This window comes from Amphibacillus marinus (assembly GCF_900110345.1).
GTDB lineage: Bacteria > Bacillota > Bacilli > Bacillales > Amphibacillaceae > Amphibacillus_D > Amphibacillus_D marinus.
Genome location: NZ_FODJ01000003.1, coordinates 311,093 through 322,473, shown reverse-complemented (window position 1 = coordinate 322,473; position 11,381 = coordinate 311,093). Strand labels below are relative to the sequence as shown.

Annotated in this window: 13 protein-coding genes and 1 other annotated feature; of the genes, 2 read left to right on the top strand and 11 right to left on the bottom strand. The window is 37.1% G+C overall.

The window, feature by feature from the left end; all coding sequences use genetic code 11:
- Positions 1-389: 389 nt before the first annotated feature.
- Positions 390-821, top strand: a complete 432-nt coding sequence (locus tag BM000_RS07105) for a GNAT family N-acetyltransferase (protein WP_091496270.1) — start codon at positions 390-392, stop codon at positions 819-821.
- A 40-nt stretch (positions 822-861) separates the two neighbouring features.
- On the opposite strand, the gene BM000_RS07100 is transcribed toward BM000_RS07105, so the two are convergent.
- Together BM000_RS07100 and BM000_RS07095 are read right to left on the bottom strand one after the other, a co-directional pair.
- Positions 862-1,953 carry a DUF4179 domain-containing protein gene (locus BM000_RS07100; protein ID WP_091496269.1) on the bottom strand — a complete coding sequence of 364 codons (1,092 nt, stop codon included), beginning with the start codon at positions 1,951-1,953 and terminating at the stop codon, positions 862-864.
- Positions 1,937-2,503: a sigma-70 family RNA polymerase sigma factor gene (locus tag BM000_RS07095; RefSeq protein WP_091496267.1), complete on the bottom strand. Its 567-nt coding sequence runs from the start codon at positions 2,501-2,503 to the stop codon at positions 1,937-1,939. The genes BM000_RS07100 and BM000_RS07095 overlap by 17 nt, the downstream gene beginning before the upstream one ends.
- Positions 2,504-2,600: 97 nt before the next feature.
- Here BM000_RS07095 and BM000_RS07090 point away from each other — a divergent pair, with 97 nt between their 5' ends.
- Complete coding sequence (locus BM000_RS07090; RefSeq protein WP_091496265.1) at positions 2,601-2,972, top strand: YybH family protein; 372 nt, start codon at positions 2,601-2,603, stop codon at positions 2,970-2,972.
- 161 nt (positions 2,973-3,133) lie between these two features.
- On the opposite strand, the gene sspO is transcribed toward BM000_RS07090, so the two are convergent.
- The 9 genes from sspO to BM000_RS07045 form a co-directional block, all read right to left on the bottom strand.
- Positions 3,134-3,289: a small acid-soluble spore protein O gene (gene sspO, locus BM000_RS07085; RefSeq protein WP_245751597.1), complete on the bottom strand. Its 156-nt coding sequence runs from the start codon at positions 3,287-3,289 to the stop codon at positions 3,134-3,136.
- A 53-nt stretch (positions 3,290-3,342) separates the two neighbouring features.
- A complete protein-coding gene (locus BM000_RS07080; protein WP_091496263.1) occupies positions 3,343-3,795 on the bottom strand; it encodes a GNAT family N-acetyltransferase in 453 nt (150 codons plus the stop codon).
- A gap of 122 nt (positions 3,796-3,917) precedes the next feature.
- Entirely contained in the window at positions 3,918-4,367 is a 450-nt protein-coding gene (locus tag BM000_RS07075; protein WP_177178242.1) for a staygreen family protein, read from the bottom strand.
- Between the two features lie 186 nt (positions 4,368-4,553).
- A complete protein-coding gene (gene argS / locus BM000_RS07070; RefSeq protein ID WP_091496259.1) occupies positions 4,554-6,242 on the bottom strand; it encodes an arginine--tRNA ligase in 1,689 nt (562 codons plus the stop codon).
- A 66-nt stretch (positions 6,243-6,308) separates the two neighbouring features.
- Positions 6,309-6,523 (bottom strand) — a binding site (T-box leader).
- 44 nt (positions 6,524-6,567) lie between these two features.
- Entirely contained in the window at positions 6,568-7,092 is a 525-nt protein-coding gene (locus BM000_RS07065) for a GNAT family N-acetyltransferase (protein ID WP_091496257.1), read from the bottom strand.
- A gap of 29 nt (positions 7,093-7,121) precedes the next feature.
- Positions 7,122-7,664: a DUF1697 domain-containing protein gene (locus BM000_RS07060; protein WP_091496255.1), complete on the bottom strand. Its 543-nt coding sequence runs from the start codon at positions 7,662-7,664 to the stop codon at positions 7,122-7,124.
- Between the two features lie 112 nt (positions 7,665-7,776).
- A complete protein-coding gene (locus BM000_RS07055; RefSeq protein WP_091496253.1) occupies positions 7,777-8,625 on the bottom strand; it encodes a DUF72 domain-containing protein in 849 nt (282 codons plus the stop codon).
- Positions 8,626-8,969: 344 nt separating this feature from the next.
- The gene (locus BM000_RS07050) at positions 8,970-9,884 is read right to left on the bottom strand and encodes a DUF5692 family protein (protein ID WP_091496251.1); all 915 of its coding nucleotides are present in this window, start codon (positions 9,882-9,884) and stop codon (positions 8,970-8,972) included.
- A 14-nt stretch (positions 9,885-9,898) separates the two neighbouring features.
- Positions 9,899-11,377, bottom strand: a complete 1,479-nt coding sequence (locus BM000_RS07045; protein ID WP_091496249.1) for a methyl-accepting chemotaxis protein — start codon at positions 11,375-11,377, stop codon at positions 9,899-9,901.
- Between the last annotated feature and the right edge of the window lie 4 nt (positions 11,378-11,381).

Sequence of the window (11,381 nt, the reverse complement as noted above, 5' to 3'; positions counted from 1 at the left end):
CTTATTATTGAGTTTTTAAACGTAGTTAGCTAAAAATAAACACATGAAAAAATCCACTAACTAGCATAGCGTGTCGCATTCAGCAGTCCCTTCGCTTTCTGCTACTCAAGTTAGCTGAGGCGATGCCTTCGGAAAGAGAGTCCATTGGCTGCCGGAACGGATCACGGTTCTAACCTTAATCGTTGCCCTGGTGATCGACTATCATTTTCTTAATGTTCGTATATTCATCTCTTATCAGTAATTATGAAATTGATTCTATTTTATACATTTTGTAACTTTTTCTGTTTTTTATTGACCTATTATAGCACTTTTTTTAAATTTTACTATCAGTTTACAAATGCGCTATAATGTAAATAATTAACTATTAAGAAGGAAGAAGGAAGAAGAACATGCCTGCTAAAATTATTCAGCTTAAATCAAATGAAGAGATTATAACTTGCTTTCCATTAATGCAACAGCTCCGTCCGCAGCTCGATCAAGCGCAATTCCTAGATTTAGTTACTGAAGCCATTAAAGTAGATCGTTATCATTTATTTGCACTACTAAGCAAAGAAAATATCGTTTCCGTTATTGGCTTTAAACCTATGACGACATTATATTATGGACGGTTTATTTGGGTCTGCGATTTGGTAACACATGTTGATTATCGTTCAAAAGGTTACGGCGAGAAATTGCTTAATTTTACTGAGTCATGGGCAAAAGATCATCAATATACCTCCATTGCACTATCATCAGGTATGCAAAGAACAGATGCTCACCGCTTTTACCAGCAGAAAATGCACTATGGTAAAGTAAGCTATGTGTTTAAGAAGGATATCTAGTAAAACGCCCCGTGTGGCATTGGTCACACGGAGCGTTTTACTACTGTTTTAAATCAATCCGAAATGGCTCAAACTCCATCTCTTTCCAATCATTCTCCCAATCTTCGTCAATGTAAAATAAGGTCATTATTGGTTTTACTTCAATATAACGAACCTCTTCAGGAAATATCGGCGTAATGATCGTCGTTTTCGCGTAAAGATAACCCGTTTGATTGCTATTAGGATAGTATACGTTACCCTCACTATCCACAACTTCATAATTTACAATAGCATCGGTAAAGAATGGATCGTCTCGTAGACTTGAACGATCTAATTGATGGTTAAGGACAATATATGATGAAAATGGCGAAACGATCATTTCTTCTAGTTGAATAGTTATCAAGTCATGGTTAACAACCTCTTGATTATACACTATCGGTTGATTATCAACTTTTTCTAACTCAAATGAAATGGTCCAACTTCCTTTATACATACCTTCCTCTACCGATCGGTAAGCATTTTCTCCATAAGCATCCCAACTATAGCCCCTTATCTGATCACCTTCAATGGTAACTTGAACCGTTTCTGTCGGCTCGCTATGGCTAATGCTCATCGTTTCAATTCCTTCATATTCAAACGCTCTCACCTTATTTAACATAGCCAAACTAGAGGATTGAAAGCCAATATTATCATTGTCATCAATGCTTAGAAAGCTAAAATTTAAATGTTCTCCTAGATCCTGCTTTGATTTGACATGATAAGCAACCATAATCCGTTCACCATCATACAAGGCATTAGTAACTGTTAAATCAATTCCGATACTAGAATCTGATAAATGAATAGGCATTATAGCTTCTTCAACCTCTTGCTTATTCTCAGAATCATTATCACTAAACCATGAAAAGACATCTCCCCATATGGGAATATTCCCTGCAAAAGAAGGATTTAGTACGGCTATAATTATGTTACCTACTAAGAAGAGTGTACAAATAACAGCTATTGTATAACCACGATTCACCTTATATACAGGTTTGTTGGGTAGCTTGTTACAAACCTGTTGTTTAATTCTTTTCCGTTCTAATTCACTAATGGGTAACTCCACCATTGTTTCATCTAAGTTTAAGCGATTAAATGTTTTATATAGAATTTTCATAAAACCAGCCTCCTAGCCCTGAGTGATGCAATTTTTTTTTACCGCGATACAAGCGATTATCAATAGCAGCTTTACTCAAGTTAAGCTGCTTAGCAATAGCCTGATTTGACATATCTAAAAAATATTTCATAATAAAAATGTTACGATCAACTTCTTTTAATTTAGTAAGCTTATGCAACAATTGCTTCGCTGTTTGCTGCCTTAACACCTGCTCTTCAGCAGACTCAACAACATGGACATGCTCTTCCAATTCAGCAAAGCTAGGTTTGCTAAGTAGACTTCTTTGTCTATCAATCGCTTTATATTTTGCTATTGTACATAGCCATTTTCGAAATGCTAAAGCATCCCCATTGAATTGTTTAGCATTAGTAAATGCAGCAATAAAGACATCACTAATACATTCCTCAATTAATTGATAATCTTGATAGGTACTTAGTTTATTAACCACGACTGCTTTTACAATTCCTGAATAATGATCAACTACATATTCAAGTGCTTCATGCTTCCCTTTTCTTAATAGTTTGATAAAATTATCATTAGTAAGTTTCATCGCTTAGCTCCTTTTCATAAAGGCCTTTACACTATAAACATCGCATCAACGGAAAACTATTCTCATTTTTCCATAAAAAATAAAAGGAGGCGCTTATATGAGGGCTCAACAAGCACTAAATAGATACATAGCAGCTACCAATAGCCACGATTTTAACGAAGTTAAGCAGGTGCTGGATGAACATGCGGTATATTGGTTTACCGATCAAATCTGTACAACCCATGATCAAATTAAGAACTACTTCGAAGCAGCATGGGCTTTGATTAAAGATGAAGTATATCAAGCACGGGAAGTAAAATGGATTAGTCATGATCAAGCAAGTGCTACCTGCCTGTACACCTACTATTATGAGGGATATCTTGATGGAGAATTCATATCTGGAAGTGGTCGCGCCACTAATGTCTTTGTCAAAAACACAAATAATGAATGGAAACTCATTCATGAGCATCTAAGCTCCGGGAAAGGTTAGTTTTTTGCGTAAGCTATTACAAGGTCGGGACAAAAGGGTAATTAGATAAGGAAAATCCGAACATTATGTCTGAAAGCGTATAGCGCTTCGGTAAAACACTTCGCTTAATCAGAATGTTCGGATACCCAATTTCAATATTTAGTTATGTCCCAGCCCATCAGCTACTGGCGCTTTTTAGTCTTCTTGTTATGCTTTTTCTCCATTTCGGTTAATGGCTCATTCGCAAACTCATGATCAAACTCTCTTGGCATCGTCTGTTTCTTCGCTTGTTGATCATTTACAGGCCGTTTTATATAGGCATCATCTCGCTTGGTCAACTCAATCACCTCCATATTGCTAGGATGTGTGAGTTCCAATAGACCTATTCCATTTATTTTTGCAAAAGAAGAACAACCTCATCACCGACATATTCCCCAGTCTTGGTAAAGCCTTGCTTTTCATAAAGCGTAATAGCAATGTCATTAGCCGGTTCAGCTGATATTCTTAGCTCCTTATCGGGGTTTGTCTGCTTAAAGTCATTAATTGCCACTTTAAGGGCTTTTGTTCCATACCCTTTTCTTTGCTGCTTTTGATCTAGCATAAACCGCTCAATCCACCAAGAGTCTTTATCATAATACTCATCTGCTGGATGATAACTAAACATTAGAAAGCCTACTAGCTCTTCGTTATCGTATATCCCAAAGGGTAACCGATTCGGTTCATACTTTGCTTCTAATAGTGAATACCAATTTGCAGCAACGAAATTCTCTTGGGCCTCAGAAACTGTTAGATTAGCACATTCTTTATAATTAGAGTGATCAATTTCCTTCAATAAAATAGTCATTGCGAACCCTTCCTTTTTTTGATAATTTCTAATTTCACAGCCGTTCCCGCTCAATTTTCGCCTATCAATTTCTCTCCTATGGTTAAGGCTACCACAACTGGATCATGAGAGAAAGCGTTTTATTAGCAAAACATAAAGTCTAAGATAGTACCCCAGCACTCAATTCGATTAAATTCTTGTTTTTCTGACTGAAAATGCACCTTAATAGGAGCCATTGTTAAAAATTGATTTGTTAAAATAAGTGCGCGATCACCAAAGAAAATTGCCTCTAATGCAAGTGGAAGCTCACGTCTAAATATGTAATCTCTTTTCTTTAAATTCTGATCCTCGTCTGCTCCAATCCAGACACTAATTTGCAAAATCCAGATACCGTTTTCATAGCACCACCTCCCAATTACCTCATCCCTTGTTGGTTGAATACGTTCATGGGCTATTCTTAAACCAATATCTAAAAATAGAAATCCTCTTTCATCAGAATGCGTTAAGGTATAGACTCTACCAATAATGGGATCAACTTGACTAACACACGAAGAAAAGATGACATAAAGCTTACTTGGGTCAAAAACATGCAAGGTAGATACCCTCCAATATTTATTTTTACTATAAATATACGAGGACAGTACACAAAATAGTCTTTTATCTTGCTCCAACAAATAACTTGGTTTGCACGTAAATTAGTAATCGATTCGCCTAAATGATTACTTAACAAAATAGGCAAGGAAAGACTGTTAATCATAACCTTTCCTAACCTTATTCTGTTACATTTTATCTGGTGCAGCAATACCTAACAGTCGTAGGCCTTCTTGTAAAACGATTGTGACTGCGTTTACTAATGCAATTCTTGCCCCAAGCTGATCATCCGCCGTTAATACCTTAACATTGGCATAATATTTATTAAAAGCTTGACTAAGCGAGATAAGATAACGGGCAATTTGAGAGGGATCATTTTCATGAAAAGCACTCTCAACCTTGTCAGGAAAGGCGGTGAGATGCTTGATGACTGGCCAACTCCAAGTATCGCACAGACCTTGCATAAAGCCATCTTCGGACAATAACTCAGCCTTGGTAATAATTGATTGTGCCCGCGCATGGGTATACTGAACATACGGACCTGTCGTCCCCTCAAAGCGAAGCATTTCATCCAAGGAAAACTCAACATTGTGTAATCGATAATGCTTTAAATCATGAAAAATCATTGCCCCAATTCCCACTTGGTGTGCTACCTGCTGCTTGTTTGGTAAAGAAGGATTTTTCACATTTATATTGTGCTCTGCTAGCTTAATTGCATCATTAATGACGTCTTCTAACAAAACGACCTTTCCTTTTCGTGTTGACATTTTTTTGCCGTCTTTTAAAATAAAACCAAATGGGACATGTTCCATCTTTTGTGCCCAATTAACGCCTGCCTTAGCCAGTACTGTAAACACCTGGTTAAAGTGTAGGCTTTGCTCATGTCCGACTACATAGACTGCTTTTGAAAACTGATAGTTGTGATAACGATCACGAGCAGCAGTTATATCTCTTGTCGCATAAAGTGTTGCACCATCCTTCTTCTTCAGGAGACATGGTGGTAGAGCCGACTCATCTAAACGGACAACCTCAGCACCTGCTGATTCAACTACAAGACCTTTCGCTTTTAACCATCTAATGGTTTCCGCCATCTTGTCATTATAAAAAGCCTCTCCATTAAATGAATCAAAGCTGACATTAAGCAGATTATAAACGTGATTGAAAGCATGCAAAGACTCTTTTCTAAACCATTGCCAGAGCACCGTAGCCTCACTATCGTTATCCTCGAGCTTTTTAAACCATTCTCTTCCTTGATCATCTAATTGAGAATCTGCTTCAGCTTCCTTGTGAAATTTCACATAAAGATTCAATAAATTTTTAATTGGCGCTTCTCTAACCTGTTGTTCATCTCCCCATCGTTTATATGCACAAATCAGTTTTCCAAATTGTGTACCCCAGTCACCTAAGTAATTAATCTTCACAACCTTGTACCCGCATTTTTCTGCAATTTTAGCAAGTGAATTTCCAATTACAGTAGAGCGTAAATGCCCCATTGAGAATGGCTTTGCAATATTAGGTGATGAGAAATCGATGACAAATGTCTTATTATTGCCAAATTGATGGGCACCATAAGCTGAACGATTTAATAAAATATTAGTAAGTACACTGTTACTAACTAATTTCTTATTTAAAAATACATTCAAATATGGACCTGACGCTTCAACACTCTCGAAAGAAGCTTCTTGTATCTCCTTTGACAACTTAAGGGCAATCTGATTTGGCGACTGCTTTAATAGTTTGGCTAATCTAAAACATGGAAAAGCCAAATCACCTTGACTTTGGAATTTCGGTTGCTCAATTAGCGACATAATTTCTGCTTCAGTTATCGTCAAATTGAATAAAGCAATAATTCTTCTTGCCAGTAAGCCTTCATACATTGCACACAACTCCTATCTAGTTCAATTGATATTTCCAATCCATAAAAAAAACGCCTCTATAAAATATATAGAGACGAGATTTCACCCGTGGTACCACTCTGATTGTCCACTATTGGACCAGCTTGAAGACCGATAACGAGGTCAGACGATGTACTCTACTACAAAAACATTCAAGCACATATCTCCAAAGTGCGCTTCATTAATAACCTTCAGCTAGGCTCTCACCATCCCCAGCTCGCTTCATTGTAATTATTAATTACTCTCTTCATCATCAATTCATATAGTTAGACTTGATTATATCACGCAACCTAAAATGGTCAAGTTCTTAAATACGCTTCGCCATCCAGATATCGGGTTTTCCTACACCATTTGCATCGGGTATGACACCGACAATTTGAAAGCCGATTTTTTCATAAAAGGAATATGGGTGATTCTTTAAGTTTCTGATTGCTTTAACATGGTCGAACAGATTCTGATAAAGATTCACATTTGCTAATGAGGTCTGAGAGAATACATCATCTGCACCTAAATAAAGTGTAATACCACCTTTCTTAATCAGTTCCTCCTCAAGCTTCTCCACTAGCTTCGTCCCAATTCCTTGAAGACGATGATTATATGCTACTGCCAATGGATGAAGCTCCCAACCACTTTGTCCATACTGAGGTAAAGCACCGATCAGTCCGATTACCTGCTTATCCTTAATTGCAATAAAACCCATATTTGATTCTCGAAGCAGATATTGAATTTGATCTTCTGCAGTTTGAAGGTACATTTGTGGAAAGGTTTCCCGTAGCAACTCTGCCACCTGATCTAAATATACAGAATCAGCTGTAAGTTCAATGATTTCCATTATTTTTCCTCCTCTCAATAATTAACTTTTCACTTGATTTGCTGCATTAACTGATAAATCTTTCTCGTTGTATTTACATTTCTTACGGTCATTTTTTGATAAATGCTTTGACCAGCGAGACGCATCATGCCACTTCTTGTAACCTGCTCTCTTTCCACATGCCACAAGACATCTTGGTTTAAAAAGATGACGTCATCGATTGCGGGTTTTATCGTTAATTGTTCTTTAAGATCGGCAGGGCTGACATCCTCCCAGCAAAACAACACATCACTTTTCATCTGCTTGTTATTCTGCCAAGAATCAGGCAGCTTCATCATCAACTGCTCCAATTGCTCAATATTTCTAAGCAAGACTTTTATAGAAAGGGCGAAGTGCTTTACAATTGCTTGCTCAAGAATTTCGGACAATGACTCTACTGATAAGATGTCAGATTTAAAAACCACGTTTCCCGAATTAATATATGTCGAAACCTGAGCCATCCCCACTTGCTCAAAAACACATTTTAGTTGCTTCATTTCGACTTTATTCTTTCCACCAACGTTAATGCCTCTTAATAATGCAACATAAATCATCTGTAACAATTCTCCTTTTTATGATCTTCTGTTAGACATCAAATAATTGCCTGCGATTTTAATAGCGGGAATAAACCGAGCTTCCGATTGGGTAATTAATAATCCAATTATTTTAAAATAATCTTAATTGCTGATCACCTAAATCATTATACTCAATTTCTAGCATCGTTTGTAATGTTTTAGCGTTTTCAGCAGCATCTCCACCTGAATTGTTATTAAACAACACATAAATTTTCTTACATTGTTTATGTAAGGCTTGAATATGATCCCGCCATTGCTCAAGCTCAGTTTTATTATAATGATATAAATAACGAACCTCCCGCCAGCTCGTCTCAGTGTTTTTTGGCCGATTCCAACCATGTATATTGCGACCATGGAGTCGAATTAGCGTAGCCGGTTTTGTCGGTACGAGGACCGTTGGAATTGAACCATCTCCTACCTGCGGCTCATCTACAATGGTGTGATTCCAATTATTAGCGTTCAAGTAGATTAATGTATTATTGTAGTTTGCTTGATTAAACCACGTTCGATTTCTAAACTCTAATGCAATCGGTATTTCCTTCATCTTCTGTTTGCAGTAATTAAGGTATAAAATATGCTCGTCTTTACAATCAAACCAGGGGGGGAATTGAAATAAGACCATTGCTAATTTATTTGCATCAATCAAGGGTTGTAACGACGCAGTAAAGGCTGCAAACATGTCTGTCTTAGTAGAATAAGGTGAATCACCACGCTGATGACCAGTCATGCCCTGGTATGCTTTAACAACAAACTGAAATGAAGCTGGTGTTTCTCTTACCCACTTTTCCATATTCTTAATGGGCTGAACAGCATAAAATGATGAATCAAGTTCAACAATAGGAAAATGGCTACTATATTCTTCCAGCTTCTCATTCGTTTTAATTGTGGGTGGATAGAGGGTATGGTGATCACCCCATCCTGTTACACCAATATAAATCATGTCCAAACGCCCCTTGCAGTTTAAAACTTTACCATAGTTTAACACAATCAAGGCGTTAGAACGACTAATAATAATTAGAAACTTGATCATTTAGTTAATTGGCGCTGTATATCACCGATTTATAAAGTAATAATATCTTCTAAATTCCATAATTGGTTTACAAGGTGATAAACAACGCCCCTCACTTCTTTGTAATAACAGAGCTACAATTAGCATGGAATTGGGCTGTTTTATGTCATACTAATAAAATGCTCATGTCAAAATAACTGAATAGTACTAAAAAATACGAAAGGCTTGTGTCAGATACGACACAAGCCTTTCGCTAAACGCTCACGGACAAGCAATTAACCCACCTGCTTATGAATTAAGCTAGATGAGAATTCTGACCAAATTTCATTTTTAAAAGGGTGCAAGCGATATTTAATGATCCGATAAACTTGCCAGCACGCTAACACCATATTTAACACTAGGCTTATAATTGATAGACTCCAATTAGCAATTGGGTTGTAGCTAACCGTTACATTAAAAACACTGCCTTCAGCAAAGAAATAAGGAAAGGTCATCACCCAAATCATCCAAAAAGATAGTGTGTGGGCCCTAGTCTGCATCCAAGTACCTTTAGCCCACAATAATGCCGGGATAGTTGCAGCTATGTTTAAGCCAAACCCGGAATAAAAGGCATTTCCTGGTGCACAAGCATATACATAAGCAATATTCCAAATACCATAGGCAATAATGTACAGTGTACTTTGATCATGCCACACCATATCCTTGCATTGGCTATCTGAAGCTTTAATACCAACCCAACCACAAATTAATAGTAAATTGAGTAACCCTGCAACTGCATTGAGGTAATTCCAGCCACCAGAAATGTAGTACATCCCATCTACCATACCTTCAAAACCAACTAGGCCAACTTGAAATTCACGAACGACTGCCTCAAGAATGTTGACAGCTAAGATCGCCGCTACGAACCCTTTATACCAGCGATACTTGTTGTGAAGATGAGAAAATCGAACACCCATAAAAATAAGACTGCCTAATAAAGCTGAATATACTTTAATCCAAGTAAACCATGACGTAATCTCATTATCACGATTTAAATACCAGAAGACAGTCAAAACCATAGGTAGGCAGATAAACAAGAGGACACTTGCCCGTTTACTTCTTCTAACAAGCTCATTTAATACAATTAAAATGGCTAATACGACTAACCAAACAAGCATGTTATACCAAGGAAATTGTTCAAAGAAAAACATTAACACTCACCGCCTCACTCACTTAATAAATTCTCTCTTAATAACACTGCTAATCGATCTAAGTCCATTACTTTTTCGTTAAGATAATTAATTCGCACATGCTGTTCTTCTATACTTACTAATACCTCTTCGACCGACGCACTTAATTGCTCAGATGTACTTGAAACACCATCAACTTCTTCCAGAACAATACTAGAGGTCTGGCTCAGTTTATTCATCCTCTTACTAAGCTGATTGGAAACTGATTGTAAATCGCCAATATTTTTGTCAATTGTCTCAAACGTAGAAGTTGTTTGCTCAGTGATTACCTTCCCTTCACTAAAGAGTTTCTCACTTTGATTAAGTCGCTCTGAAGCTTGCCCGGCTTTTAACTGTATTTGCTTTAAAATCTTGGTAATTTGGTCAGTAGAACGCATCGAATGCTCTGCCAACTTTCTTACTTCTTGTGCAACGACTGCAAAGCCTCGACCCGATTCACCAGCTCTGGCAGCTTCAATTGCTGCGTTTAACGCTAACAGGTTTGTCTGCTCTGCAATCCCTGAAACTGTTGCTAAAATTGACTCTACCTCTGTTGTTGCTTGATTTAAATCAGTCATCTCGGTTACAACCTCAGTCAAGTGCCTATCAACAATTGCGATTTTCTCACTTAACAGTTTCATGTGGTGATTACCCTCAGTTACTTTATCGACTGTATTTCTTGTATTTTCTGTGACGGTATTCGCTTGTGTTGAAATGTTCTGGACATGCTCATTAATCGCATAGATTGCTTCGTTAATCTCGGTTGCATGAACAGTTTGCCCCTCAATCCCTGTCGCCATCTCATTGAAGGTTGTTGTAAGTCCGTTTGAATAGGCTTGTGTCGATGTTGAATGCGTCTTTAAATCTACATTCAAAGCATCTAACTCTTTTACAGTCGATTGAACATGCTCAATCATTAAATCCATTACTTCTTTCGATTTCACTGCTTCATCCGCCAGCTCAAGCGTCTGATTCTGAATTCTTTTTCCAATTATGCTCTGATAAACAAGGAATAATGTCATCAGGATAAATAACACATTGAGTGCAATTAAATGGACATTTGTGTAATCGACGATCGCAAGCTCACCAAATTTAATTGCAAAATAATTGGTAATAAAAACACCAAAAAGCCCTGAAACACATACATACCGATATGAATGATATAAAGACATAATAATAATACTGTAGTAGGTTAACAGATATGTCGTTATCGCTGGCCGATTATCCAGCATGAAAACTGTCATAATAGCAAGGCTAACAATTAATATGTAAGGAATCCAGTTCTCCATTTTTTTAAACTTATTCATTAAATAGACAATAATAATCGTACTAATGCCAAAAGTTGTCCCTATTAAATTAGTTCTTAATGGCAATCCGGCTGCAAATAAGATAATGGATGCCAGTACGACAGATAAAATGTACAAATTAATTAACAGGCTATTCCGCTCTGAAAATGTATAGGTTTTTCTGTTCATTCCT

Bases quoted from the DNA above. Each gene is read 5' to 3' on its own strand.
- BM000_RS07060 (WP_091496255.1), bottom strand. From the start codon at position 7,664: ATGATTTATGTTGCATTATTAAGAGGCATTAACGTTGGTGGAAAGAAT.
- BM000_RS07095 (WP_091496267.1), bottom strand. From the start codon at position 2,503: ATGAAACTTACTAATGATAATTTTATCAAACTATTAAGAAAAGGGAAG.
- BM000_RS07090 (WP_091496265.1), top strand. From the start codon at position 2,601: ATGAGGGCTCAACAAGCACTAAATAGATACATAGCAGCTACCAATAGC.
- BM000_RS07050 (WP_091496251.1), bottom strand. From the start codon at position 9,884: ATGTTTTTCTTTGAACAATTTCCTTGGTATAACATGCTTGTTTGGTTA.
- BM000_RS07100 (WP_091496269.1), bottom strand. From the start codon at position 1,953: ATGAAAATTCTATATAAAACATTTAATCGCTTAAACTTAGATGAAACA.
- BM000_RS07065 (WP_091496257.1), bottom strand. From the start codon at position 7,092: ATGGAAATCATTGAACTTACAGCTGATTCTGTATATTTAGATCAGGTG.
- BM000_RS07055 (WP_091496253.1), bottom strand. From the start codon at position 8,625: ATGATTTATATTGGTGTAACAGGATGGGGTGATCACCATACCCTCTAT.
- BM000_RS07080 (WP_091496263.1), bottom strand. From the start codon at position 3,795: ATGACTATTTTATTGAAGGAAATTGATCACTCTAATTATAAAGAATGT.
- BM000_RS07045 (WP_091496249.1), bottom strand. From the start codon at position 11,377: ATGAACAGAAAAACCTATACATTTTCAGAGCGGAATAGCCTGTTAATT.
- BM000_RS07105 (WP_091496270.1), top strand. From the start codon at position 390: ATGCCTGCTAAAATTATTCAGCTTAAATCAAATGAAGAGATTATAACT.
- argS (WP_091496259.1), bottom strand. From the start codon at position 6,242: ATGTATGAAGGCTTACTGGCAAGAAGAATTATTGCTTTATTCAATTTG.